This is a genomic window from Kribbella sp. CA-245084 (assembly GCF_050942355.1).
Classification (GTDB): Bacteria; Actinomycetota; Actinomycetes; order Propionibacteriales; family Kribbellaceae; genus Kribbella.
This window is the reverse complement of the sequence record NZ_CP192053.1, coordinates 1,629,894-1,656,213: the sequence shown is the minus strand read 5'-3', so window position 1 is coordinate 1,656,213 and position 26,320 is coordinate 1,629,894. Positions and strand designations below refer to the sequence as shown.

Below are 26,320 nucleotides of genomic sequence, written 5' to 3'. Positions count from 1 at the left end.
CAGGCTACCCCGTCAAAAGCCCGTATCGAGGAAGGGGAGTCGAGATGTGGAAAACGCTTCCGCAGTCGTGGACAGGGCGCCGGCCGTGTGCTCGTCGACGAGACCCGCCCGGCCGAGCCTGGCCAATGACGGGCGACCGAGGTAGACGGCGCCGAGGTCACGCACGTGCAGTGTCAGGTCGGCGTCCCGGGACGTCGAGCCGCAGCTGGCACCTTCCGGCCCGCCGTCGAGGTGCCAGCGGCCCGCGTTCCACGGCAGGAAGTCGTCGACCACCTCGATGACCACGTCGACGTCCCGCGCATAGGTCCGCCTCGCGAGCGCCGTACCGACGTCGACCGGCCGGACCCACAGGCCGTCCCGGGTGATCGGCGACGGTGCCCGCGGGTCGAGCAGGAGGTCCAGCAGCGGGTCGTCGGAGGCGAGCATCTCGCAGCGCGTCTCGCTGAGCAGGTCCGGCTCGAGCAGGTACCTCCACAACGCCGCATGGGACGCGATGTCGACCGCATGCACGCGGTGGACGTCGACGTACCCCTTCTCTGCCCGTTTGGTCCGGTAGTGGGCGAACCCGGTCAGCTCGCCGTCACGCTCGGCCAGCACGCAGCGGACCTTCGACGCGTTCGCAGGATTGCCGGTCAGGTTGTCGCTGATCGTGTACTCCTGCCAGCGCTCGTCGTGCTGGAACATCCCGGGCCGCTCCAGCGCCAGCTTGTTCCGCAGGTCCGCGCAGCGGGCGAGACTCTCGCTGACGTCGACGTACCGGATCGTCACGTCGTCGATGCCGGCCACCGGGCGCAGCGTGCGCGACACCTTCGGTACGACGATCTCCTGGTGATCGGCCGCGAGCCCGTACCCGAACCGCGGGTAGATGACCGCCTCGCTCGCCGTCAGCGCGGCCAGCGGCTCCGTGCCGGCCTCGTGAATGTCGGTCAGCTGCGCCCGCATCAGGTCACGCAGGATGCCCCGCCGCCGATGCGTGGCCCGTACGCCGACCATCGTCACGCCCGCGACCGGCAACTGCCCGCCGGGCACCGCCATCCGATGCGAGAACGTGCCGGTGTGCCCGACCAGCTGTCCGTCGTCGATCGCGACCGTCGACCGCTCTCGCTCCCAGATCTTCCGCTCGGACTCGTACTGCGCGTCGGTCCACGGCGACGAGAACGCCATGTCCAGGAGCTCCAGGAGCTCGTCCCATTCACCGCTGAACTGCCCGATCTTTATCGCCATACTCCTTACCTATCAGACAACCGGACCTCTGGACTGATGAAAACCGTTTTCATATACTCGGGAGATGACCGCCCGAGCGAAGACTCCGTTGTCCCTGTTGGTGGGGCTCTCCACGACGTTGCGGGAGCCTGTACTCGATGCGATGACCGACGCCACCACAGTGGTCGTGGTCGTTGACCAGGACGAGCTGCCGGAGCGCGGCGTGCTGTCGTGGCGCGTTCAGGACGCGTCCGGACCGGTCGACGCCGGCGAGTTCACAGTCGGGGACGACTGCGGCGCCTGCCAGCTGATCGAGTCGCTCGTGCCGTTGCTGGAGGCACTCGTCGCGCGGGCCAACTGGGACCACGTTGTGCTCGCGGCGCCGCCGGCGATGGAGGCACGTCCGCTCGTCGCCACGCTGGTGTCTGCCCTGCCGGAGATCGCCGTCGACACGGTCACCTGCGTCGTCGACGCCGTACTGCTCGTCGAGCAACTGTCCGGTGACGAGCTGCTCGCGGAGCGCAGTCTCGCCCTCGGTCTACCCGATCGGCGCAATGTCGCCGAGCTGACCGCCCGCCAGATCGAGTACGCCGACGTGTGCGTGCTCGCCAACGCACACCGCAGCGCGGCGGCTGACCGGCTGGTGCACCTGCTCGAGCACCTGAATCCGCGTACGGCGGTCGTCACCGCGGACGTGGTCGGCGTACCGACCGGGCCGGTTGCGCGGACCGGGCGGTTCGACTTCGACGCGGCCGAGGCGTGGGCCGGTGAGCTCACGTCGTCGGACCGGGTGCAGCCGAGCGGCGACGGGGTGACGACGGTGTTGTGGACGTCGACGCGTCCGCTGCACCCGACCCGGCTGAACGACGCGCTCGAGGACATCGTCGACGGCGTCGTCCGGAGCCGCGGCGTGGTCTGGCTGGCGAACCGGCCGACCCAGCGCGTCCGCTGGGAGTCCGCCGGGTACAGCGCGTCACTCGGGATGCTCGGCGAGTGGTCCGAGACCGAGCACCTCGCGGAGTGCACGGTGGTCGCGACCGGCATGGGCCTCGATCCGGCGCGGTTGCAGGCGATCCTCGACGCCTGCCTGCTCACCGAGTCCGAGCTGGCCGGCCTCGACTGGCAGGAGCTGGAGGATCCGTTCGCCGGGGTGTTCTAACCCAGCAACGGCAGGCGGCTCGCGTGCGGGCCGAGCATCTCCAGGTCGTCCTCGTCGAGCGGCAGTCGACCGGTTGCCTTCAGCACGTACGTCGTGGTGTCCCAGCCGATCACGTCCCACGCGTCCGGACCGAACAGACCGTCCAGCGTGCGTGCGGTCACCTGCAGTCCGTGCGGATCCGGTTCCGGCGCGTCCGGTAGCCCGACGGTCAGGTCGAGGTGGTGAACCGTTGCCTCAAGCACCAATGTCGCGACGAAGTCGACCGACCGCAGGACGTGACCCTGGGTCTCGATCCGGCGGCCCTTCGTGGCCAGCCCCAGCGCGGACGCTCGTACGGCGGCCTCCGAGACCTCACGCCAGTGCTGCACGAGCAGACCGGGCTTGCGGTACGACGCTGCGATGCCCTGGACGAAGCTCGTGTCACCGTCGGGGTGCGGCGCGAAGTCTTTCCAATAGCTGACGAAGTCCCGGTCGGGCTCGACCACGGCCGGGCTGGCGAAGGCGATCAGCGCGCGCTGGGCGTCGTACAGCAGATGGACGAGCAGCGGGCCGACGGGCATGCCGGGGCAACGGGTCTCGCGCTGGAAGTCCGCATCGGTCAGCCGTTGCACCGTCTCGGTCAGTCGCCCGTACGTCCGCCCCAGCGTCGCCGCCAGTCCCTGCGGCAACGCGCCGCGCTCGGGTGCCTTCATCCCCGGCCTCCTTGGGTTGGTCTCTTCGAACCTAACCCGAGAAGGCGCCGGGGTGTTCCTAGGACCTTGCGGTGTCGAGGTGCGCCGCGGCGATCGCCTCGAGGTGGCTGAGGTCGGAGGCAACGGTCGCGAAGCTGTAGCCCTGCTCGATCCGGCGCTTCGCGGACTCGCCGTCGAAGGTGTGGATTCCGGCAGCGATCCCGGCCTCCTGCGCGGTCCGCGCGATCAGCTCGACCGCCTCCTCGAACGGGCCCTCGATCTCCGGGTCGCCCGGGAACCGTGCGCCGAGCGCGAGGCCGAGGTCCGACGGGCCGACGTACACGCCGTCGAGGCCGGGCGTCGCGCAGATCTCGGCGACGTTCTTCAGCCCGAGCGGCGTCTCGATCATCGCGAGTACGACGGTCTGCGCGTTGCTGTCGGCCGGCACCGGGCCGATCCGCAGCGAGGCCCGCATCGGCCCGAACGAGCGCGCCCCGACCGGCGGGTACTTCGCCGCACGGACTGCCCGCGCGACGTCGTCGGCGGTGTCGATCAGCGGCACGATCACCCCGGTCGCACCGGCGTCGAGCGCCCGCCCGATCGGCGTCGGATCGTTCGCCTCGACCCGCACCAGGCCCGCCGTCGGCCGCGGCCCGATCGAGGCCCCGGCGTCGATGGCGAGCAGGCCGGTCATCAGGCCTTGGTACCCGATCAGGCCGTGCTGGCCGTCGAGCACGACGTAGTCGTACCCCAGCTTGGCGATGCGCTCGGCGACCGGTGGCACGTCCAGCGTGATCCAGTAGCCGACCAGCTTTTCCCGAGAGCGGACGCGGCCCGCGAAATCGTTTGCACTCACGGGTGCAGACTATCTACACCGGCGGTACGCCGTGCCGGCGGTGGGAGAAAGTCCGGTCCTTGGACTGCGCCGCGGCGAGGCGTGCGATCAGGTCGTTGCGGAGGTCCTCCGGCTCGACGATCGCGTCGATGACGAGGTCGGCTGCGAGGCGCAGGATGTCGATATCGGTCTCGTACTCCTCGCGGAGCTTCGCGACGTACTCGACTCGATCGCCGGAGTCGGCGATCTCCTGGATCTTGTTGTAGTACACGGCGTTGATCGCCGCCTCCGGACCCATCACAGCGATCTTCGCGGTCGGGAGCGCGACGCACGCGTCCGGCGAGAAGCCAGGCCCGCACATCGCGTACAGGCCGGCGCCGTACGCCTTGCGCACGATCACGGACACCGTCGGCACGGTCGCCTCCGACACCGCGGTGATCATCTTCGCGCCGTGCCGGATGATCCCGGCCCGCTCGACCTCGCTGCCGATCATGAACCCGGGCACGTCACACAGATAGATGAGCGGCACGTTGAACGCGTCGCACAGCCAGATGAACCGCGCCGCCTTGTCCGCCGAGTCGACGAACAGCACACCGCCCTTCACCGCCGGCTGGTTCGCCACGATCCCGACCACCTGCCCGGCCAGTATCCCGAACCCGACGACGAGCTCCGGCGCGTACGCCGGCTTGATCTCGAAGAACGTGTCCGCGTCGACGACCGCGTCGATCACGTCATGGATGTCGAAGCCGACGCTCTCCTCGGCCGGCACCAGGTCGCGGGTGAAGTGGCGGCCGGCGTCCGAGGCGTCGTACGACGGCGGTCGCGAGCGCCACGAACCGGGGAGGTAGGAGAAGTACTGCTTGGCGAGCTCGATCGCCTCGGTGTCGTCGGACGCGAGCAGGTCGCCGCAGCCGGACACGCTGGTGTGCATCCGGGCGCCGCCCATCTCCTCCAGCGTGACCTTCTCGCCGACGACCATCTCGGCCATCCGGGGCGAGCCCAGGTACATCGAGGCGTTGCCGTCGACCATGATCACGATGTCGCAGAACGCCGGGATGTACGCGCCGCCCGCCGCGGACGGACCGAACAGGCAGCAGATCTGCGGGACCTTGCCGGACAGCGCGACCTGGTTGTGGAAGATCCGGCCGGCGCCGCGACGACCCGGGAACAGCTGGACCTGGTCGGTGATGCGGGCGCCGGCGGAGTCGATCAGCCAGAAGATCGGCAGCTCGTCGCGGAGCGCGACCTCGGTGATCCGGACGATCTTCTCGACCGTCCGCGCACCCCACGAGCCGGCCTTGACGGTCGGGTCGTTGGCGACGATCAGCGCCGGACGGCCGTCGACCAGCGCGCGGCCGGTGACGACGCCGTCGGCTGGCAGACCGGCGTTCAGCGCGTTCGCGAGCTGAGCCTCTTCGACGAAGCTGCCCTCGTCGACGAGTAGCGCGATCCGGTCGCGGACATAGAGCTTGTTCTGGCTGTCGAGCTTGGTCTTGGCCTTCTCGGGCGGTGCCAGCGTCGCTTCGCGGGCGACCTTGACCTCAGTCCAGTGATCGTGGGTCATGCATGCATCATTCCACCGGGAGCCCGAGGCTTCGGGCAATCAGCATCCGCTGGACCTCCGACGTACCCTCGCCGATCTCGAGGATCTTGGCGTCGCGGTAGAAGCGGGTGACCGGGTACTCCTCCATGAAGCCGTAGCCGCCGAAGACCTGGGTGGCGATCCTGGTAGCACTCACCGCCGCCTCGGTCGCATACAACTTGGCGACCGACGCCGCCTGCTTGAAGTCGGCCACGGACGCGCCGGCGTCCTTCAACGCAGCCGCCCGGTAGACGAGCAGCTCGGCCGCGTCGGCCATCACCTTCAGGTCGGCGATCTGGAACGCGACCCCCTGCTTGCGTCCGATCGGGCCGCCGAATGTCTGCCGCTCACCGGCGTACTGCACCGAGAGCTCGAGGCAGGCGCGGATGCAGCCGAGCGCGACCGCCGCGATCGCGACCCGCCCGTCGTCGAGCGTCGCGAGGAACTGGGCGAACCCCTTCCCGCGCTGGCCGAGCAGGTTGGCCTCCGGGACGCGTACGCCGCTCAGCGACAGCGGATGTGTGTCGCTCGCGTGCCAGCCGAGCTTGTCGTACGCCGCCTCCGCCACGAAGCCCGGCGTACCGGTCGGGACGATGATCGTGGAGATCTCCGGCTTGCCGTCCGCGCGCTCACCGGTCCGCGCGGTGACCGTCACGCAGGACGTGATCGACGAGCCGGAGTTGGTGATGAACTGCTTCGAGCCGTCGATCACCCACTCACCGCCGTCGAGCACCGCGCGGGTCTTGGTCGCGCCGGCGTCCGAGCCCGACTCCGGCTCGGTCAGGCCGAACCCGGCCAGCTTCTGCCCGGCCACCAGGTCGGGCAGCCAGGTCGCCTTCTGCTCGTCGGTGCCATACGTCAGGATCGGGTTGATGCCGAGCCCGACCGCCGCCTCGAGCGTGATGCCCATCGACTGGTCGACCCGAGAGATCTCCTCGATCGCCACGCACAGGCTGGTGAAGTCACCGCCGGCGCCGCCGTACTCCTCCGGCGCGGTCAGCCCGAACAGGCCGAGCTTCCCCATCTTCTGCACGACCTCCACCGGGAAGTAGTGCTTGCGGTCCCACTCGGCCGCATGCGGCGCGATCTCCGCCTCCGCGAAGTCGCGAACGCTCTGGCGGAACTCCCGGTGTTCCTCGGACAGCTCGAACATGCGGCACCCCTTCGTGCTTGACGCTTACGTAAACGTAAAGCACGCTGGGCTGCATGCACAATAGCCGGGTGTCCGCTGAGACCTGGTCGATCGCCGAGCTCGCCACCGAGTACGCCGTCACGCTGCGAACGATCCGGTTCTACGAGGACCGCGGCCTGCTCACCCCCGAACGCCGCGGCACCGCCCGCGTCTACCACCCCCGCGACAAGGTCCGCCTAGGCCTCATCCTCCGCGGCAAACGCCTCGGCTTCTCCCTCGACGAAATCGCCAAGATCGTCGACATGTACGACGCCGAACCCGGCGAAGAGGGCCAACTCGTCTACCTCCTGGACCAAATAACCCACCGCCGAGCCGAACTCGAACAACGCCGCCGCGACATCGAAGAAACCCTCGCCGACCTCTCCGAAGTAGAAACCCGCTGCCGAACAGACCTGTCCGCCCTCCGCAACAGGCCCTGACCTACTGCTCGAGGCGCACGAGTCCCTTGCGCTCGGCGTCGCCACGCTGATGCTCGAACGCCGCCCCGTCGACGGCGAACCGGGCCGGATCCTCGGCAGCGACGCGGCGCAGGACCCACGGAACGCCGGGCTCGGCGTACAGCAGGGTTGCGGTCGAAGGCTCCGGCCTCAGCTCGAAACCGGCGATCATGAGTTGGGACGTCGGCGCGGGCCCGGTGGCCGGCTCCGGCGGGAGATAGCTCATGGGGTCGTCGAACCAAGGCGCCAGCTCGGGCCCACCTGCCGTACGCCACTGCTCGATCAGCCGCCGGAACGCCGCGTCCCGGCGTACGGCGGATCCGGCCGCGAGGATCGCCGTACCTGCGCCGGAGAACATCCGACCGAAGGCCCGCACCGGGACCGCGTGCGTCATGCTCAATGCCCACACCGAGCGGGTCAGCAGCATCGCATCGCGCAACAGACTCGCCGCCTCCCGCGCCGCTCCGCCGAGCGCCGTACGACCTGACCTCTTCGACTGCCTCGGCTCCGGCGGCAGCTTGCCTGCGGACCAGGCCCAGTTCTTGTGCTGGACCCAGAGAGCGACCTCCTGCGCCATGACATGCCCGTCGGCGCCGAAGGAGAGCAGCGGTACTCCGTCACGCCAGGAGATCGCGAGGCCGAGCCGGTCCGCAGCGTCGAACCGCAGCGCCTCGACCCCGGAGCAGTACACGTAGATGTCCGGCAGCGCGTACGACACCTCGGTCTGCTCGACGACTACGGACATCCTGCACTCAAGTCGACCTCGGGAACGTTCGATCGTCAGCTCAGAAACCTCTGCGCCGGGCAGGTCGAACCTGCGGCCCAGCTCCTCACCCACCCCCGGCGTCAACCGTTGCTGCTCCGACTCGCTCGTCCGCCAGTCGTAGTACGCCATACCGTCGCGCGCCAAGCCCTCCCCCACCCACGGCCGGCGCGCACACGCGGCACGCACAAACGGATAGATACCGTTGTCCCACCCATCGGCAATCCGATTGATCCTCACCCGATCAAACGTGCGCGCATCAGCCGAGATCTCCGCAATCTCCCCCCACGCCCCATCAAGCCGCGCAGCCCACGCACGCAACACCTGCCCCAAGGTCAGACGCCTTGTGTTGCTGTGGGCAGGCGGCGCTGCCAGGTCAGCGGGCCGACCTGGATGCGCTGGTTCGAGGAACCGTTCCACGTCACCGGAAGGGCGTGTGCACGCAGTACGTCGGCTATTTGGTGGCCGACAGCGGTTACGCGGTCGGGCCATTCGGCTTCCGGTACGTCGAACGCGCCGTACGCGAGGAACAGATCTGCGGCGTCGTCCGCGAGGCGTTCGGCGTCCTGCGAGTGGAAGAACACGTACCCAGTGGAGGGACGGTCGGCCGGGCGCTCGTCGAAGATCTCGGTGGATCCGCAGGTCTGGCAGCAGGTGAAGTTCATCCGGGCGACGACGCCCGCGGCTTCCAACTCGGCGAAGGCCGCACCTAGGTTGTCAGCATCGGTCCGGGCCGGCCAGTGCTGCTGCTCGGCCAGACGGGCGTGCCACAACTCGTCGACGAGTTGCTCGATCTGCTGGTCCGTCAGCAGATCCTCCTCCAGGTACTCCGTCGCCGCCCGGATCACCTCGGCCCGATCCATGAAGCCGGGCAGGATCCAGGCCTGGATCTGACCGCGAGCCCCCTCCAGACCTTCAGGATCGTCGGTCACCTTGAGCAATTCGTCATAGATCCCCACGTGCGCAGACTAGACGGCGACGGGGACACCTACCGCTCAAGTGCGTCTTCGTAGGCTTTCAGGGTTTTGATTCCCACGCCTCGCCGCAGACTTCCCCGAGCTCAAGCCCACCCTCGACCAACTCATCGCCGACCCAGCCCAGGCGCAGCACCTTCGCGCCACACTCACCCAGCTAGCTGCGGACCTCGAGATGCACTACGCCTACGAAGAGGCCCACCTAGGCCCGGCTCTGGACGGGGCCTAGCTCTCCAGGATCTGCTTCGCGCGGTCGAGGGCGGCAACCTCGGAGTTCATCGACTGCTGGACCGGCTTGGTCATCAGCAGCTTCTTCAAGCCGGACAGCTCCGCGGAGAGTGTGAACGTGACCTCGGTCCCGTCCTCGACCATCTCGAACCGGTAGTCGCCGACCGGCCGCACCGGCCCGGCCGTGACCTCGAACGCCAGATGCGTGTCCGGTTCGTACGCCGTGACGCGGTAGTCCGACGGGATCGCCCGTCCGCCCGGTCCCGCGACCCGCTGCCGGTACGTCGCCCCCAGACCGACCGGACCGCTCCGGACGATCTCTTTGACCGCAGGACGCCATTGCGGGTCGTTCTCGCCGTCCGCGAAGTACGCGAAGACGGCGGACCGGGGGCGATGGATCCGGATCGTATGCGCGGCCTCAGGCATGCCGCCCTCCCCCAGCTAGTCGGTCTTGCGGCGGCCGTAGAGCCAATAGGCGATCGGCGCGGTGCCGACCGAGTTGAACAGGGTGAGCACCAGAGCCCAGAGCGGCTTCGGTCCTCGGACCTGAGCGGCCGGCCGTCGGGCGAGATCGGCCAGCGCAACGGCTTTCATCAGGCTCTCCACGACAGCCGCGATGACAACCAGCCGTCGGTGTCCAGGACTCAGGTCGGCCCACTTCTTCCCGCTCACCCCTCCACCATGCGCCCGCAGCATCACGCAGGCAAGCACGCTGTGCTGATCTGCAGCTCGACAGGAGGTATCCGACTGGACGACCCCGACACGCCGGGGACAAGCGCTTGCCGCAGGCTGCAGCGGTCGACACCTCCTGTCGAGCTGCAGGTAAAGCGATGGAGGGCGAGGGCTGCCAGGCGGGGGTCGGCGCCGAGGGGCGGGCTGACCAGGTGGCCCCGAGCGTGGCGTCGGACGAGGGTCTCGAAGAAGCCCGGAGCCAGCAGGTATGTCGCGACCGCCACCCGCCCCGGGGTTCGAGCCAGGACGGCGGGCAGCCGTTCGCCGGCACCGGACACGTATCCAACTCGCACCGGCCGACCGATGCGGTCGGACAACAAGGCGGCGGTCTCCGAGCAGTCGAGGAGCGCACGTGGGTCGGACGAGCCAGCTGCCGCCAGCACGACATGGTCGACGCGGGACAGATCGCCAAGCCTGTCGGCCATGATGTCAGCGAGGACGGGATCGGGTCCGAGCGCAGCCGCCGCGTGCACCTGCCCGGAATAACGCTCCACCTCGGCCGCGACATCGACGTACACGTGATAGCCCGAGCTCAGCAACAACGGCACCACGACGGCCTCGTTGCTATCAGCAACCACTCGGCGCATCAGCTCGGGAAGCGCGGGAAGGTTCAGGTCCACGAACCCGAGCGAGATCGCCAACTCGGGACGCTGTCGCGCCATCTCACGCACAAGCTCATGCACGACCCGGATCCCCCGCGGGTCCGCCGTACCGTGAGCGACGGCAACAAGATCAGTCACGAAGGCACCCCCGCAGGCTCGACGGCAAGCCGATAACCCCGGCGGACCACTGTGCGGACCAGCTCAGGCCGACCGACGGCTGTCCGGAGCCGGTTGACGGTGACCTCCACAGCATGAACGTCCTCAGCACCAGGAAGCACAGCAAGCAACTCCGGCCGGGACACCACATCACCCCCCGCAGCCACCAAGGCCGCGAGCACAGCGCGAGGCCCCGGCCCGAGCGGGAGTACGACGCCGTCCAGCACCGCCGCCCCACCGCGAATCACCAGCAACCCGAACTCCGTCTCGATCGACCGAGCGTTGTCGTCAGTCAGCCGATCAGTCACGATCCGGATCAACGCCCCCAGCCGAAACCGATCCGGCACCAGCGGCTCAAGCCCCAACGCCACAAACGGCCCCGCGGTCACCGGCCCGACACACGCGTTCAGCACGCGCCCAGTCCGCAGCGCCGACACCAGCGCGTCGTACTGCCCGGTCAGCGCCCCCGCGTCAAGCATCGCCTGCGCACCCGGCGCCGACGTATGTACGACGGCATCCACGGTCCCCGCACAGATCTGCGAGATCATCCGCTCGACGACAACCGGATCAGGCGCCGGCCCCCAGCGATACACCTCCAGCCCGCGTACCGACGCCCCCGCCGTACGCAACGCATCCTGCAACGCCGGATCCGACAGTCCATGCAGCTGTACGACGATCTTCCGCCCGTGCACGCCCTGCGTACGCAACCACTCCACCACCTCGGCCGTCGTCTCCGACCGCGCCGACCAGTGCTCGACCAACCCGGCCGCCCGGATCGCGCCGCGCGCCTTCGGACCGCGCGCCAGAATCCGCGACTGCTCCAAAGTCCCGAGCAGATCAGCCGCGAGTCCTGCGGTGTCGGCTGCCTCCACCCACCCGCGGAACCCGACCGCGGTCGTAACCACGACATCGTCCGGCGGATTCGCGATCACCCGCCGGGTCGCCTCGATCAGTGCGTGGTCGTCCGCGACCGGCACGATCTGCAGCGTCGGCGCGTGCAGCACCTTCGCGCCGCGCCGCTCGAACGACGCGATCAGATCCTCCGCGCGCCGATGCGCGGTGATCGCGATCGTGCAGCCGCTGAGCGGCCCCTGCTTAGCCACCGGAGCCCACCACGACCTGACCGTCGACGACCTCGACCGGATACACCGGCAGCGAGACCTCCGGGTCGTCCAGGCACTCGCCCGTACGCAGCGAGAAGACCTGCTTGAACATCGGCGACGCCACCGTCGGTACGTCGCCCCGGCTGCCGACGATGCCGCGCGACATCACGTTCGCCCCGCTGAACGGGTCCTGGTTGCCGAGGGCAAACACCTCGCCGTCGTGGGTGCGGAACAACGCGATCTGCACCTCGCCGAGCAGGGCCGCGACACCGCGCTCCGGCAGCAGGACGTCGTACTCACAGACCATCATCGGCGTACCTCCAATCGAGGGCCGGCCAGCAGGACCGGCTCCAACTGCCCGCGCTCGGCCGGGCTGGCCGGGCGCGGCTGGCTGCGCTCGACCACGTAACGCAGGTCGGCGTCGGGCTGGTCCGGCGCGTTCACGAACGACACGAACCGGGCCAGCTTCTGCGGGTCGTTCAGCGTCGCCTGCCACTCGTCGACGTACGAGTCGACATGACGAGCCATAGCGGCATCCAGATCGGCGGCGATCCCGAGGCTGTCATTCAGTACGACGTCGCGCACGTGGTCGAGGCCGCCCTCGAGCTCGCGCATCCACACCGCCGTCCGCTGCAAACGGTCCCCGGTGCGGATGTAGTACATGAGGAATCGATCCACAGTCTGGAACAGCTCTTCGTCGGTCAGATCGGATGCGAGCAGCTCGGCGTGCCGGGGCGTCATCCCGCCGTTGCCGCCGACGTACACGTTCCAGCCCTTCTCGGTCGCGATCACGCCGACGTCCTTGCCGCGCGCCTCGGCGCATTCGCGGGCGCACCCGGACACGCCGAGCTTGAGCTTGTGCGGCGACCGCAGCCCGCGGTACCGCAGCTCCAGCGCGATCGCCATCCCGACGGAGTCCTGTACGCCGTACCTGCACCAGGTGGACCCGACGCACGACTTCACCGTCCGCAGCGCCTTCCCGTAGGCATGCCCGGATTCGAACCCGGCGTCGACCAGCCGCGTCCAGATCGCCGGCAGCTGTTCGATCCGCGCGCCGAACAGGTCGACCCGCTGCCCGCCGGTGATCTTCGTGTACAGCCCGAAGTCGCGCGCCACCTCGCCGATCGCGATCAGACCCTCCGGCGTGATCTCGCCGCCCGGGATGCGCGGTACGACGGAGTACGTGCCGTCCTTCTGCATGTTGGCCATCACGTGGTCGTTGGTGTCCTGCAGCGTCGCGCGCTCGCCCTCGAGGACGTGACCGGCCGGGTCCAGGCTGGCCAGGATCGACGCCACCACGGGCTTGCAGATGTCGCAGCCGCGCCCGGTCCCGTGCCGCTCGACGATCTCGCTGAACGTCCGCAGCTCGGTGATCCGTACGACGTCGAACAACTCCGCCCGCGAGAGGGCGAAGTGCTCGCACAGCGCCTTGCTGACCTCGACACCGGCCTTGGCGAGCTCTGTGTTGAGCAGGTTCTTGACGATCGGCAGGCACGAACCGCAGCTGGTCCCGGCCTTGGTCTTCCCGCACACGGACTTGATGTCGGAGCAACCTTCATCGCGCACGGCGCACCGGATCGTCCCCGCCGACACGTTGTTGCACGAGCACACCGGCGCGTCGTCCGGCAGCTCGAGCTGCACCGGCGCGGCACCCTCCGGCAGCAGGAACGCGGCCGGGTCCGCGCCGAGCTCGCGGCCGACCATCGGGCGCAGTCCGGAGTACGCCGATGCGTCGCCGACCAGGATGCCGCCGAGCAGCGTACGAGCGTCGTCGGACAGCACGAGCTTCTTGTAGACGCCGGCCACCGGGTCGGCGTACACGATGTCGAGTGCGCCCTCGGTCGCGCCGAACGCGTCACCGAAGCTCGCGACATCGACGCCGAGCAGCTTCAACTTGGTCGATGTATCCGCGCCGGGGAAGGTTGCCTCACCACCTAATAGGCGGTCGGCAACTATCTCGGCCATCGTGTAGCCGGGGGCAATCAATCCCCACACACGGCCCTCAATACAAGCGACTTCACCGATCGCCCACACCCCGGGCACCGACGTACGGCAGGCCTCGTCGACAACGACACCGCCGCGCTCGCCGATCTCCAGACCGGCTTCCCGGCCGAGCTCGTCGCGCGGACGGACACCCGTCGCGAACACCACCACGTCGGCCGGCAGATCGGGGCCGTCGGCAACAGCCATCGCCCGGGCGGCACCTTGCGAGGTGAGCTTGACGCGTTGGCACTGCGTTGCGGTCAGTACTTCGACGTCGAGCCCCTCGATCAACCGGGCCAGCGCGGAACCGCCGCCCTCGTCGACCTGCAACGGCATCAGCCGCGGCGCGAACTCGACGACCTTGGTCGCCGCATCCAGCGCCCGCAGCGCACCGGCCGCCTCCAAACCGAGCAGACCACCGCCGACGACGACACCGTTGACCTGTTTGCCTTCGGACTTCAGGCGCTCGACGTACACCCGCAGCGCGGCGACATCGTCGATGGTCCGGTAGACGAAGCAGCCTTGCGCGTCGTTGTTCTTCACGGGCGGGATGAACGCCGCGGAACCGGTCGCCAGGACGAGTTCGTCGTACCCGACCTGCTCGCCGCGCGCGGTCGTCACGGTCTTCGCCGTCGTGTCGATCGAGGTGATCTGGACGCCCTTGCGCAGGTTCACCGCCGGGTCGTCCCACAGGTCGGGATCGCCGAGGGAGAGGTCGTGCGGGTCGCGGCCGGAGAAGTAGCTGGTCAGCGCGACCCGGTCGTACGGGAGGCGTGGCTCCTCGGCGAACACCGTGATGCGATAGGTGATGTCGGTGTCGCGCTGCCGGAGTGCCTCGACCAGCCGGTGGGCGACCATGCCACCGCCTACCACCACAACATGTTTGGCCTTCTTCAGCTCTGCCATCGTCGCCCTCCTGCTCGGGACTGGTTCGGTCTCGCCGCGCCGGAAGCGGTCGAGCAGTTCGCCGACGGCGCCGGTGCAGCTCCCGCACCCGGTCGTCGCCCGCGTCGTGGCGGCGATGCCGTCGACACTGTCGGCACCCCCACGCCAGGCCGCTTCGATCGCGGCCCTCGTAACTCCGTTGCACCGACACACGGTCGGCACCCTCTTGGCCGGTACGGCGGGCTCCGCGAGCAACCCGTCCGCAACGACCGGCGTCCCCCGATCCGCCAGCAGCACCAACTCCGCCGCCACCTCCGGCGCACCCACCACCACCGCCGACCGCACGACGCCGTCCCGCAGGACGGCCCGTACATACCTGCTGCCGTCCTCGAGCCGAACAACCTCGCCGGCCTCGTCCTTGTCCCCCAGCACCAGCACATCCAGCCCGCCGGCCGTCAGCCGCACGACCTCGTAGTCGGGCAGCCCCTCGGTCTCTCCCAAGAACTGTCGGGACAGGGCTTCGGCGTGTGCCCATGCGGAGGCGACCGTGCCAGTTAGGCGACCTTCTACCTCGGCGCAGTCGCCGATTGCGTGAACGTCAGGGTCGTCGGGGCTCGTGAGGGTGTGGTCGACGAGGATGCCGGTGCGGACAGTGAGACCGGTCGCCAACTCGGTGCGCGGTCGCACGCCGCACGCGACCACCAGCAGCTCGCCGAACACCTGCCGCCCGCTGCGCAAGTTCAACGCCCGGAAGCGCCCGTCCCGAACGTCGGTCCCGTCGAGCGTCGTGTTGAGGAGTACTTCGACCCCCAGCTCCCGCACCGCCCGCGTGACCCGCCGCCCGGCAGATGCCCGGATCGTCTTGTCCAGAAGGGTTTCCCCGTCGTGCACCAGCGTCACCGCAACCCCGCGCCCCCGCAGCGCACAAGCAGTCTCGACGCCGAGCACACCACCGCCCAGCACGACCGCCCGCCGTACCGCCCCGGCCGACGCGACAATCGCTCGCGCATCATCAACCGACCGCAGAGTCTGCACCCCAGCCACCGCGACAACCTCCGCAGGCACCGTCGGCACCGCCCCAGTCGCGAACACCAGCCGGTCATAACCCCACTCGCGCCCAGTGGCATCACGCACCACGCGGCGGTCGCGGTCCACCGCCACGGCGGTAGCCACCGGTTCGCCGCCCATCAGCGGCTCGGCGCGGCCGGCGACGTACTCAGTCAGCCTGCTCCGGTTGTACGACGCTTCGTCGCCGAGCACCGTCACGTCGTACGACGGCAACAGCTCGGCCAACCGCCGCCCGGCCATCCCGCCGCCGATGATCACTACCCTCATGCCGACACTCCCGTCGCCGGTACAGCGGCAGCGGTGACTTCGACGGCACACGCTTTGAACTCAGGCATCCCCGACACCGGGTCGAGCGCATCGTTGGTCAGCTCGTTGACAGCCTCGACCCCGCCGAAGTGGAACGGCACGAACACCGTGTCCGGCCGTACGTCGGTCGTCACGCGCGCCGGCAGCACCATCGACCCACGAGCAGTACGCAACCGCACCGGACGGCCGTCGCCGATCCCCAACTGGGCGGCCACCCGCGGATGAATCTCCGCGAACACCTCCGGCTCCGCCTCAGCCAACTCCGGCACCCGCCGCGTCTGCGCACCACTCTGGTAGTGCTGCAACAGGCGCCCAGTCACCAAGTACAGCGGCGATTCGGCGTTGAGATCGTCCGCCACCGGCCGATGATCGACAGCCACCGCGTGCGCCCGCCCGTCCGGCGTCGGGAACCCGTCCGCGAACAACCGCGGCGTACCGGGATGTCCCTCATGCGGCACCGGCCAGAACAACGCCTCACCGGCGTCCAACCGCTCCCACGTGATTCCCGAATAGTCGGCCCGGCCGCCGGCACTCGCCCGCCGAAGCTCTTCGAAGACCTCAGCCGGATCGGTCGAAAACCCTTTACTACCGAGCCTTTCAGCCAGCCCGGCGAACACCGCGAGATCGCTCCGCACCTCACCAGGAGGCGGTACGGCGGTACGGCGCCGCAGTACCCGCCCCTCGAGCGACGTCATCGTCCCGTCCTCTTCGGCCCACTGCGTCACCGGAAACACCACGTCGGCCAGCAGCGCAGTCTCGGACGGCACCACGTCCGCAACCACCAACAGCTCCAGCGAAGCAAGCCGCTCACGGACGGAGGTGAGGTTCGGCGCCGACACCAGCAGATTGCTGCCGTGCACCATCAGCGCCTTGGGACCGTCCGCCTGCCCGAGCGAGTTGATGAGCTCAACCGCACTCTTCCCTGGGCCCGGCAACTCCTCGACATCCCAAACACGCATCAGGTGCGCACGAGCCGCCGGATCGGAGATGCTCCGATAACCAGGCAGCTGATCCGCCTTCTGCCCGTGCTCCCGACCGCCTTGCCCGTTCCCCTGCCCCGTGATGCACCCGTACCCGCTCCGCACCCGCCCGGGCAGCCCAAGCGCCAGCGCCAGGTTGATACAAGCAGTCACTGTGTCGGTGCCCTTGCTGTGCTGCTCAGCCCCACGCCCGGTCAGGATGAACGCACCCGCGCCACCATGGACCGGAGCAGCCGCCGCCAGCACCCGCGCGGCCTCACGGATCGTCGCAGCAGGCACACCGGTCACCCGCTCGGCCCGCTCCGGCCACCAGGAAGCCGTGGAGCGAATCAGCAGGTCCGGATCATCGACCCGCTCGCTCAAGTACGCGGTGTCCGCAAGGCCCTCCTGCAGAACCACGTGTGTCAGAGCGAGCACCAACGCGAGGTCCGTGCCGGGTGTGGCCTGCAGGTGGATGCCACCGTCGTCGGCTGTCAACCCAGCGGTGGCCGAGCGGCGCGGGTCGACGACCAGAAGTCCACCCGCATCCCTTGCGCCTTGCAGATGCCTGATCGCCGGCGGCATCGTCTCCGCGATATTGCTGCCGACCAGCAGAATTGCTCCCGCACCGCCCAGATCTGCCAGCGGGAACGGCAGTCCCCGGTCGATCCCGAACGCCCGGTTCGTCGCGGCTGCCGCCGACGACATACAGAACCGGCCGTTGTAGTCCACGTTCGCGGTCTTCAACGCCACCCGCGCGAACTTCCCGAGCGCGTACGCCTTCTCGTTCGTCAGCCCGCCGCCGCCGAACACCGCCACCGCGTCCCGGCCGTGCGCCTCCTGCAAGGACTGGATGCGTGCGGCAACGAAGTCCAGCGCGGTGTCCCAACTCGTCTCCACCAGCTCGCCCGCGGCGTTGCGGATCAGCGGCGTGGTGAGCCGATCCGGCACCGTGAGTACGTCGGGAGCCGTCCAGCCCTTGCGGCACAGCCCGCCTTGGCCGGCGGGGCGCACCTCCACGGCACCCGGTCGTGCGACCGGGTGCAGCGTGGTGGCGCACTGCAGAGCGCAGTACGGACAGTGAGTAAGGACAGAGTTCACACGCGCTCCTGGCTGAGCGGTCCGCCCTTGCGGAGGTAGCAGAAGTACGTCACCGCCAGGCACAGCACGTAGAACCCGCAGAAGACATACAGCGCCGGGATCAGCGATCCGAAGTGACTCGTCGACATCGCGAACCCGCGCGGCACCAGGAACCCGCCGTACGCACCGACCGCCGACGCGATCCCGATGCAGGCCGCCGCCTCGCGCCGCGCCCGGCCCGGGTCGTCCGGCGTCGTCAGCCGGAACACCGCCGGGATCATCCGGTACGTCGACCCGTTGGCCGCGCCGCTGGCCACGAACAGGACGAGGAAGCTGATCAGGAACGCCGCGAAGCTCCCGGACTTGAGCGACACGATCGCCGCAAGGATGCCGAGGCCCATCACCACGAACGAGCAGACTGTGATCCAGGCGCCGCCGACCCGGTCGGAGAGCTTGCCGCCGAACGGCCGCGCCACCGACCCGACCAGCGCGCCGAGGAACGCGAAGTGCGCCGGCGTGATGTCCGGGAACGTGGTCTTGATCAGCAGCGGGAACGCCGCCCCGAAGCCGATGAATGACCCGAACGTACCGATGTACAGGAACGAGATCACCCAAGTGTGCGGCCGCTTCGCCGCGGCGATCGACGTACGGAACGAGGAGTTCGCCACCGAGAGGTTGGCCATCACCTTCCACGCCCAGAACGCGGCCAGCACGATCAGCGGCAGCCACATCAGCCCGGCCCGGTTCAGCGACAGTCCCGCGCCGGCGACGATCACGATCGGCACCAGGAGCTGTACGACGGCGACGCCGAGGTTGCCGCCGGCCGCGTTGATGCCGAGCGCGAAGCCCTTCTCCCTCTCCGGGTAGAAGAACGAGATGTTGGTCATGCTGCTGGCGAAGTTGCCGCCGCCGACGCCCGCGGTCGCCGCGACCAGCGCCATCAGCCAGAACGGCGTGTCCGGCCGGGTCATGAAGTATGAGATGCCAGCGGTCGGGATCAGCAGCATCAGCGCCGAGAAGATCGTCCAGTTCCGCCCGCCGAACCGCGGTACGGCGAACGTGTACGGCAGCCGCAGCGTCGCACCGACCAGACTCGGCAGCGCGACCAGCCAGAACAGCTGGTTGGTGTCGTAGCCGAATCCGGCCTTGGGCATCGACACCACGACGATGCTCCACAGCTGCCAGACGGAGAAGCCGAGGAACTCGGCGAAGATCGAGGGCCACAGGTTCCGCCGCGCGATCGTACGGCCCTTCCCGGCCCAGAACGTGGCGTCCTCGGGATCCCAGACGTCGATCCAGCGTCCGCGCCGCGGCGCCTCGACCGTGCCCACCGCGCCGCTTCCGTCGCGGGTGGCGACGGCCTCTGGTCGTGCCTCGAGCGTCATCGCAAGTCTCCGATCATCCGACCTCATCGATTAGGCCTGGACGTTATGACCGGGGTGTTTCCGCGTAGTCATCTTGTTGTTACGCCGCCGAAACGGCTCCCGCACACCCACTGCCGGGTGGTGAGAGATCGCGGGTACTGTGCCGAGCGTGAACCGATGGACGTGGCGGGCGGCAATCGCCGCAGTACTGATCGGCTGGCTGGTGCTGGGCGCCCTGGGCGGCCCGGCGGTCGGGAAACTGAGTGAGGTCCAGCAGAACGACAACGCAAACTTCCTCCCGAAGCAGGCCGAGTCGACGTTGGTGGCCAACGAGTCCGCGAAGTTCATCGACTCCAAGGCGCTGCCGTACTTCGTCCTGATCGAGCGTGAATCGGGGATCACGCCGGCGGACCTGGAGGCGGCCAAGGCGTTCATCGGCCGGATCCCTTCGCTGGATCTCGGTAACGGGAAGAAGCTTGGTGAGTACCTGACTGCGCCGGTCGGACCGGCAGTCCCGTCGGCGGATCACAAGGCGCTGCTGATCACCGTCCAGACGAACGGCGACCGCGCCGACGAGGTGGTCGAGCAGGGCACCACCGTGCTGTTCGCGGTCGCCGACACGCTGCGCACCGACATCAAGCAGAACCTCACACCGACCGGTCTGCAGGTTTATGTGACCGGTCCGGGCGGGGTGTTCGCGGACTTCGTCGTCGCGTTCAGCGGAATTGACGGGATCCTGCTCGGGGTCGCGCTGGCGGTCGTGTTCGTGATCCTGCTGATCGTCTATCGCAGTCCGATCCTGCCGATCGCGGTCCTGCTCACCGCGGTCTTCGGCCTCGCCCTGGCCGCGCTCGTCGTGTACCCGCTCGCGAAGAACGGCGTACTGCAGTTGAACGGCCAGAGCCAGGGCATCCTGTTCATCCTGGTCGTCGGGGCATCGACCGACTACTCGCTGCTACTCGTCTCTCGTTACAAAGAGGAGTTGCACGACTACGAGAGCAAGTATCAGGCGATGCGGGTCGCCTGGCGTGCCTCGATCGAACCGATCGCGGCCAGCGCGGCGACGGTCATCCTCGGTCTGCTCTGTCTGCTGCTCTCCCAGCTCGGCAGCACGAAGGGCCTCGGTCCGGTCGGCGCCTTCGGGATCGCCGGTGCATTCATCGCCGCCATGACATTCCTCCCGGCGATCCTGCTCGCGTTCGGCCGGCGGATCTTCTGGCCGTCGATCCCGCACGTCGACCATGTCCACTCCCGCGACCAGGTCGGCGGCAAGCGTCTCTGGGGCCGCATCTCCGGGCTCGTCGGGCGGCACTCCCGCCGGGTCTGGGTGATCAGCGCGCTGGCGTTGCTGGCGTGCGCGGCGTTCCTCCCGACGTTCAAGGCGAGCGGGACCTCACAGGAGGACCTGTTCCTGAACACGGTCGAGTCGGTCACCGGGCAGCAGGAGTTGGCCAAGCACTTCGACGCGGGCTCGGGTACGCCGGTGCAGATCCTGACCCCGGTCGCGCAGGCGGACCAGGTGATTGCGACAGCGTTGAAGGTCGAGGGTATCGCCGCGGCCTCCGCCTCGGTCGCCCCCGGCGTACCGCCGAAGGTTGTCGACGGCAAGGTGCTGGTCCAGGCCACACTCAAGGTGCCCGCCGACTCACCCGACGCGACCAAGGTCGTGAAGCATCTGCGGTCCTCGTTGGACGCGGTCAGTCCGGACATCCTGGTCGGCGGAAACACTGCGATCAACCTCGATGTGCTCGAGGCCGCGCAGCGCGATCTCCGCGTCATCATCCCGACGATCCTCGCGGTGATCTTCGTCGTACTGATGCTGCTGCTGCGGTCGCTGGTCGCCGCCGTACTGCTGGTGATCGCCAACGTGCTCTCGTTCGGCGCGACGCTCGGGGTCAGCGCGTTGATGTTCAACCACGTCTTCAAGTTCCCCGGCGCGGATCCCGGCATCCCGCTCTACGCCTTCGTCTTCCTAGTTGCCCTAGGCATCGACTACTCGATCTTCCTGATGACCCGCGTCCGCGAGGAATCCCAGGAACACGGCACCAGACCCGGCATCCTCGTAGGCCTCGCCGTCACCGGCGGCGTCATCACCTCAGCCGGCGTAGTCCTAGCCGCCACCTTCTCCGCCCTGGCCGTCCTCCCCATCCTCTTCCTCGCCCAAATAGCCTTCATGGTCGCCTTCGGCGTACTCCTCGACACCACAGTCGTCCGCTCCCTCCTGGTCCCCTCCCTGGCCCACGACATAGGCCCCCGAATCTGGTGGCCCAGCAAACTCGCCAAGGAAACCCAAGAGGGCCATTCAGAAGATTTGGAAGACCTTCAAAAACAAGAGTAAAAGAAGAGATTTGGAGTCGTGGCCGGCTTCGGCGATCAGCCGGAAGTTTGACCGTGGCTCCCGACCGACCGCGACAGAAGACTTCAGCAGTAGTGCCAGCTCGCGCTCTCGTCGCAGCTCACTCAGCGGTCGACCGTGCCGCCCAGTTGGACGGCGAACCTGTCTGCCATGGGGCCGTTGATGATCCAGTTCGGCCCGATCAGACGCGGGTCCGGCTTGAGCTTCTGCTCTGTCATCAGTTCATCAAGTGCACGCAGGGTATCGATCGCGGTCTGCAGATCGTCGTCTGTCGCGTACGTCGACAACACCGTATCCTCGGCGCAGTTCCCGGACTCAGCGGCACTCTGCACCATGTTGTCCTGCACCCAAGTCGAGCACGGCAACCCCGCCGCCACAGCAGCATCCTTCAACGCAACCACAGTTTGAAACCGCTGCGCAGACGGCGGCGACGTAGCCGTCGCCGAAGGCGCTTCGCTGACCGCAGCCTGCTTAGTGCCGCAGCCGGTAACGATCAGGGCGAGCACAGCCGCGCCCCCCGTGATGTATCGCATGGTCAATCCCCCCGCCCGGTACATCGCGGATCTACAAAGGGCGCTACGCCGCGTCAGCGACCGGTCCTCACAGAGGCTGCCGACGCCGGCCCTAGAACCTGACCGCGATCGCCGCGACGCGCTCGTTCGGCTTGTAAATAAGGGGATTCGACGGTCGAACCGATTTGGCAGGCGGAAGCTGATCCGATAGAATCGAACACATGTTCGAGAACGATCTGAGTGAGCTCTCCACGGCCGACCTGCTCGAGTCCGCCGCCGAGCACCGCGCGATCGCCAACCAGGCCGATGCGCGGCTGCTGCAGCACGCCCAGATCTACGCCGACCGCTTCCACCCCTCCACCTGCGGCATCCGCCCCGGCCGCCGGACCGCCGACGGGCGAGAGCGGGCCGTGGTGCTCGGCGGTGACGGCTGCCCGCCGATCGCCGAGTTCGCCATCGCCGAGTTCGGCCTCATGCTCGGCATCTCACCGATGGTCGCACGCCAGTTCCTCGGCGAAGCACTCGCCTTACAGCACCGGTTCCCGTTCACCTGGGCCCGCGTCCAAGCCGGCGACGCCACCCCCTGGAAAGCACGCCAACTCGCCACGCTGTGCCTGAAACTGTCCGAACAAGCCGCCCGCTCCGTCGACAAACGCGTCGCGTCGCTGATCGACTCCATCACCCCGTACCGCCTGAACAAGATCATCCGCGCCGCCAAAGCCCACGCCGACCCCGACCTGGCCCGCGACGAGGCCGCCGAAGCAGCAAGCGAGCGTGGCGTCTTCGTCGGTCGCAGCGACGACCACGGCAACAAAACCATCTACGCCAAGGCCCCCGCCGGTGCGGTCATCCGCCACGACGCCACCATCACCGCCATCGCCGAAGCCCTCAAAACCATCGGCGACACCCGCCACCTCCAACACCGCCGCGCCGACGCGATCGGCATCATCGCCGACCCCCGCTTCACCCAAGAACTCCTCACCCAAGCCCGCACCCAGCCAGCGCCAACCACCACCCCGGCCCCTGCCCCAACCACCACCCCGACCAGCATCGCCCCAACGCCGTCCGCCAACCCCGCCGCCTCACCCACAGATACCTCGAGCCCAGCTTCGAGCCCTGGGAGGCGTTCGGCGAAGGCGAGCTCCGAAGCCGCCCCTGGCCCGCACCCCGCAGCAGCAGACCCGCAAACAGCCGCCGGTACGCGATCCGCAGCAGCGGGCTCGACGTCAGGTGCCAGCACGGAATCCGCAAGAGCGGGCGCAATGTCAGGTGTCGGCGCGCGATCGGCGGCAGCGGACTCGCAGGTAGGCGTCGGCACGGGATCCGCAAGAGCGGGCGCGACGTCAGGTGCCGGCGCGCGATCGGCGGCAGCGGACTCACAGGTAGGCGTCGGCGCGCGATCGGCGGCTGCAGGCCGCGGCGCGCTCGACCGGTCGAGCGACGCGCCGTCTACGTCGGCGGACCCGGCTCACGCTGGCACTACGGCGTTCCCGGTGAGCCCGCCGTACGATGGCCCGCCGAACCGCTCGAGCGACACACCGTCTATGTCGGCAGACCCGGCACGCGGTGGCACCACGACGCGCACGGCAGGCCCGCCGTACGACGGCCCGCCGAACCGCTCGAACGACACACCGTCTATGTCGGCAGACCCGGCACGCGGTGGCACCACGACGCGCACGGCAGGCCCGCCGTACGACCGCCTGGATGCTGGCGACGCCCAACTGGCCGATCACATCGAACTGCGGGATCCTCCGTTGGCCGACGAGGCCGGGCCGTACGATCCCGATCCACCGAGTGACCCGTTCGACACTCGGCCGATCGAGTACGTCCCGGGCCCGCGCAGCCAGCCCGACGACGGCATGCCAATGGACACCGCCGCGCAACGGGCGCTCGACGCACGCCTTGCGGAGATCAAGCTAGACGCCTACGCCAACCCCGCGAGTTCCAGCGGACAGGTGCGTCCCGGGCAGGTCGAGGTGTTCGTGCACCTCACCGACCTCACGCTGGCCACCGGCAACGGGGTGCTGCGCGCCGAGGGGATTGGTCCGCTGCTGGCCGACCACCTCACCGAACTCATCGGCCACGCGCCGTACACCGTCAAACCCGTGATCGACCTCAACGACGCCGTGAGCGCCGACGCGTACGAGATCCCGAGCCGGATCCGCGAACGCGTGCGGCTGACCTACCCGGTCGAGCTGTTCCCGTACGGGACCCGCGAGACCCATCGCAGCATCGACCTGGATCACATCGAGCCCTACGACCCGTACGGCCCGGGCGGTCAGACCAGCACCCGCAACCTCGCACCGCTCAGCCGGTTCGCGCACCGGGTAAAGACCCACGCCCGCGGCTGGGACGTCCGCCGCGTCGATGTAAAGACCCTGGAATGGACCACACCCCACGGCTTCACCTTCCAGGTCGACCCCACCGGGACACACCGCCTCAATACTTCCCCAACAGACAGCTGACGTGGCCGCTCAGTCGCCGGACTGAACGACGCGACTCGCCCAGCTCCGCCGACGGGCCGGCGTCGTGGCGCTCCGGTGCCGCCCCATGGACAGTCGCGATGCCGACGAACGGGCCCGGTGCGCGCCATCTCACAGCGTCACTGGCGGGGTCACGAGACGCCGGATGCAGCTGGACGCTCGGCCGCACGGCGGATTTCGTGCTACCGCGATCCGAACGCAGGGGGTGTTAGGTCGAGCGCTTGGCGCGTAACCGTTGGAAGGGGATGCGCAGAGGCGTTCGCCGTGTGCTGCGGTGGTTGTTGGATGTTGCCGCCGATCACGGTTCGAGCACCGTTCGCGCTGCTCGTGGTACGCCTACCTACGCTCGACGCCAACGCGGCGCAGCGCCACTCGCCACTCGCCGGTCGCCGGTCGCCGGTCGCGCCAGTCGCACCGGTGGCAGCAACTGGCCGCGGGGCAGCGCCGTCAGCGCCGTCAGCGCCGTCAGCGCCGTCAGCGCCGTCAGCGCCGTCAGCGCCGTCAGCGCCGTCAGCGCCGTGGGCGGTGTCAGTGCGCGGTGTCAGCGCCGGGCGCGGTGTCAGCGCCGGGCGCGGTGTCGGCCATCGAGACCCTTGACCTCCCGTATGGCCCGAGACGCCCGGGCTCCCGTATGGCCCGAGACGCCCGGCCTCCCGGGTAGCCCGAGACGCCGGGCTCCCGTGTGGCCCGAGGCCCTGGGTCGCCGTGTGTGGGTCCTGGGTCTTGGGTGCCGGCTGCGACGTGGGCACGTCGGCGGCAGGCTCACGCTTGATTGCCTGCGCATTGGGGCCGCCGTCGGCGGTTTGTGCGGGGCGGCTATTGGAGGGTGATTGCGTCGAGGGTGGGCCACGGGGGGCCGTTGTGGAGTAGGCGGAGGAATTCTTGGCCGAATTGGGTGCCGTTGGGGAACTGGTCTTCGATGTCCCAGCGCCAGGCTGCGACCATGGCGAGGACGAGTTGGCGGCAGTCGTCCAGTAAGGCTTGGTCGATGCCGGGGTAGTGGCGGCTGACCTCCACAGGGACGTGGGCGAGGTCGAACTCGACGGGTCCGCGGCAGCAGGTCTCGAAATCGATGAACAGCGGGCCGTTCTTCGTGCAGAGTACGTTGCCTGGATGTGGCTCGCCGTGAAGCAACTGCTCTGGAGCGCCGTGGTCTTCGATCGCTTGTCGAAGGCTTTCCAGTCTGCTGCTGAGGAATGCGCGGTCCGCGTCGCCGAGCGCCGGTGAGAGATCCGGATTGGTGACGAGCTCTGACGCCTCAGCGATTCGGTCCGTGAAGCGTGGGATCGGTACGTCGACCTTGCGCATGCCGACGTGCAACTGCTCCAGCGCCGCCGCGAAGTCGGCTGGTGAGACGCCAGGTGTCACAGGCTCGTAGTAGGCCCACAGGGTGATCGCGAACCCATCACGCTTGTACACCAGCGGATCCACCCGAGGCTCCAGGGCGGCCACGGGAGATCCGACCTCGGCGAGCCGTTGGGCGAGCTCGATCTCGAACTGTGCGACCTCCTGCCCCTCAGGGGCGACCCGGGCGAAGACGTCGCACGGCGTCAGCCGCAGCGCCAGCTTGTTCGAGTTGTGGAGAACGACTGTGTCGGTCGCTTCCAGGTCGAGCGACGAGGCGACTGAGGTCGCAGCTGCGATCGCACGCGTCAGCTCGGGCTTCTCCATGACTGGCCAAGCTACA

21 protein-coding genes are annotated in these 26,320 nt (G+C 68.7%); 4 read left to right on the top strand and 17 right to left on the bottom strand.

Annotated elements, in window-relative coordinates:
- Window positions 1–12: 12 nt before the first annotated feature.
- On the bottom strand, window positions 13–1,224 hold the full coding sequence (locus ACQPYH_RS08125; protein WP_432888631.1) for a GNAT family N-acetyltransferase: 1,212 nt from the start codon (window positions 1,222–1,224) through the stop codon (window positions 13–15).
- A 64-nt stretch (window positions 1,225–1,288) separates the two neighbouring features.
- Here ACQPYH_RS08125 and ACQPYH_RS08120 point away from each other — a divergent pair, with 64 nt between their 5' ends.
- Window positions 1,289–2,362, top strand: coding sequence for a CobW family GTP-binding protein (locus ACQPYH_RS08120; protein WP_432888629.1), 1,074 nt, complete (start codon window positions 1,289–1,291; stop codon window positions 2,360–2,362).
- Here ACQPYH_RS08120 and ACQPYH_RS08115 read toward each other — a convergent pair.
- The 4 genes from ACQPYH_RS08115 to ACQPYH_RS08100 are packed head-to-tail and all read right to left on the bottom strand — an operon-like array spanning window position 2,359 to window position 6,603.
- Window positions 2,359–3,054 (bottom strand): maleylpyruvate isomerase N-terminal domain-containing protein, encoded by a 696-nt coding sequence (locus ACQPYH_RS08115; RefSeq protein WP_432888627.1) that lies wholly within the window; start codon window positions 3,052–3,054, stop codon window positions 2,359–2,361. The genes ACQPYH_RS08120 and ACQPYH_RS08115 overlap by 4 nt on opposite strands.
- Before the next feature lie 58 nt (window positions 3,055–3,112).
- The gene (locus ACQPYH_RS08110) at window positions 3,113–3,889 is read right to left on the bottom strand and encodes an HpcH/HpaI aldolase family protein (protein WP_432888625.1); all 777 of its coding nucleotides are present in this window, start codon (window positions 3,887–3,889) and stop codon (window positions 3,113–3,115) included.
- A gap of 13 nt (window positions 3,890–3,902) precedes the next feature.
- On the bottom strand, window positions 3,903–5,432 hold the full coding sequence (locus ACQPYH_RS08105) for an acyl-CoA carboxylase subunit beta (protein ID WP_432888623.1): 1,530 nt from the start codon (window positions 5,430–5,432) through the stop codon (window positions 3,903–3,905).
- A 7-nt stretch (window positions 5,433–5,439) separates the two neighbouring features.
- Window positions 5,440–6,603 carry an acyl-CoA dehydrogenase family protein gene (locus ACQPYH_RS08100; RefSeq protein ID WP_432888621.1) on the bottom strand — a complete coding sequence of 388 codons (1,164 nt, stop codon included), beginning with the start codon at window positions 6,601–6,603 and terminating at the stop codon, window positions 5,440–5,442.
- Between the two features lie 68 nt (window positions 6,604–6,671).
- On the opposite strand from ACQPYH_RS08100, the gene ACQPYH_RS08095 reads away from it, so the two are divergent.
- Window positions 6,672–7,061, top strand: coding sequence for a MerR family transcriptional regulator (locus ACQPYH_RS08095; RefSeq protein ID WP_432888619.1), 390 nt, complete (start codon window positions 6,672–6,674; stop codon window positions 7,059–7,061).
- A gap of 1 nt (window position 7,062) precedes the next feature.
- Here ACQPYH_RS08095 and ACQPYH_RS08090 read toward each other — a convergent pair whose 3' ends face one another.
- The 10 genes from ACQPYH_RS08090 to ACQPYH_RS08045 form a co-directional block, all read right to left on the bottom strand.
- Window positions 7,063–8,082, bottom strand: coding sequence for a hypothetical protein (locus tag ACQPYH_RS08090; RefSeq protein ID WP_432888617.1), 1,020 nt, complete (start codon window positions 8,080–8,082; stop codon window positions 7,063–7,065).
- A 95-nt stretch (window positions 8,083–8,177) separates the two neighbouring features.
- Window positions 8,178–8,801: a DUF6891 domain-containing protein gene (locus ACQPYH_RS08085; RefSeq protein WP_432888615.1), complete on the bottom strand. Its 624-nt coding sequence runs from the start codon at window positions 8,799–8,801 to the stop codon at window positions 8,178–8,180.
- A gap of 240 nt (window positions 8,802–9,041) precedes the next feature.
- The gene (locus ACQPYH_RS08080) at window positions 9,042–9,470 is read right to left on the bottom strand and encodes an SRPBCC family protein (protein ID WP_432888614.1); all 429 of its coding nucleotides are present in this window, start codon (window positions 9,468–9,470) and stop codon (window positions 9,042–9,044) included.
- Window positions 9,471–9,485: 15 nt separating this feature from the next.
- On the bottom strand, window positions 9,486–9,716 hold the full coding sequence (locus ACQPYH_RS08075; RefSeq protein ID WP_432888612.1) for a hypothetical protein: 231 nt from the start codon (window positions 9,714–9,716) through the stop codon (window positions 9,486–9,488).
- A gap of 23 nt (window positions 9,717–9,739) precedes the next feature.
- A complete protein-coding gene (locus tag ACQPYH_RS08070) occupies window positions 9,740–10,516 on the bottom strand; it encodes a sirohydrochlorin chelatase (RefSeq protein WP_432888610.1) in 777 nt (258 codons plus the stop codon).
- Window positions 10,513–11,637, bottom strand: coding sequence for a uroporphyrinogen-III synthase (locus ACQPYH_RS08065; protein ID WP_432888608.1), 1,125 nt, complete (start codon window positions 11,635–11,637; stop codon window positions 10,513–10,515). Before ACQPYH_RS08065 ends, ACQPYH_RS08070 begins: the two co-directional genes overlap by 4 nt.
- Entirely contained in the window at window positions 11,630–11,947 is a 318-nt protein-coding gene (gene nirD, locus ACQPYH_RS08060) for a nitrite reductase small subunit NirD (protein ID WP_432888606.1), read from the bottom strand. Before nirD ends, ACQPYH_RS08065 begins: the two co-directional genes overlap by 8 nt.
- The gene (gene nirB / locus ACQPYH_RS08055; protein WP_432888604.1) at window positions 11,944–15,840 is read right to left on the bottom strand and encodes a nitrite reductase large subunit NirB; all 3,897 of its coding nucleotides are present in this window, start codon (window positions 15,838–15,840) and stop codon (window positions 11,944–11,946) included. The genes nirD and nirB overlap by 4 nt, the downstream gene beginning before the upstream one ends.
- The gene (locus ACQPYH_RS08050) at window positions 15,837–17,939 is read right to left on the bottom strand and encodes a molybdopterin oxidoreductase family protein (protein WP_432888602.1); all 2,103 of its coding nucleotides are present in this window, start codon (window positions 17,937–17,939) and stop codon (window positions 15,837–15,839) included. Before ACQPYH_RS08050 ends, nirB begins: the two co-directional genes overlap by 4 nt.
- A complete protein-coding gene (locus ACQPYH_RS08045) occupies window positions 17,936–19,303 on the bottom strand; it encodes an MFS transporter (RefSeq protein WP_432888600.1) in 1,368 nt (455 codons plus the stop codon). The genes ACQPYH_RS08050 and ACQPYH_RS08045 overlap by 4 nt, the downstream gene beginning before the upstream one ends.
- 148 nt (window positions 19,304–19,451) lie before the next feature.
- Here ACQPYH_RS08045 and ACQPYH_RS08040 point away from each other — a divergent pair, with 148 nt between their 5' ends.
- The gene (locus ACQPYH_RS08040; protein ID WP_432888598.1) at window positions 19,452–21,620 is read left to right on the top strand and encodes an MMPL family transporter; all 2,169 of its coding nucleotides are present in this window, start codon (window positions 19,452–19,454) and stop codon (window positions 21,618–21,620) included.
- 122 nt (window positions 21,621–21,742) lie between these two features.
- Here ACQPYH_RS08040 and ACQPYH_RS08035 read toward each other — a convergent pair whose 3' ends face one another.
- Window positions 21,743–22,171 carry a hypothetical protein gene (locus tag ACQPYH_RS08035; protein ID WP_432888596.1) on the bottom strand — a complete coding sequence of 143 codons (429 nt, stop codon included), beginning with the start codon at window positions 22,169–22,171 and terminating at the stop codon, window positions 21,743–21,745.
- A gap of 200 nt (window positions 22,172–22,371) precedes the next feature.
- On the opposite strand from ACQPYH_RS08035, the gene ACQPYH_RS08030 reads away from it, so the two are divergent.
- Complete coding sequence (locus tag ACQPYH_RS08030) at window positions 22,372–24,615, top strand: hypothetical protein (RefSeq protein ID WP_432888594.1); 2,244 nt, start codon at window positions 22,372–22,374, stop codon at window positions 24,613–24,615.
- Between the two features lie 834 nt (window positions 24,616–25,449).
- Here the strand turns inward: ACQPYH_RS08030 and ACQPYH_RS08025 are convergent.
- The gene (locus ACQPYH_RS08025) at window positions 25,450–26,304 is read right to left on the bottom strand and encodes a phosphotransferase (protein ID WP_432888592.1); all 855 of its coding nucleotides are present in this window, start codon (window positions 26,302–26,304) and stop codon (window positions 25,450–25,452) included.
- Window positions 26,305–26,320 lie beyond the last annotated feature (16 nt).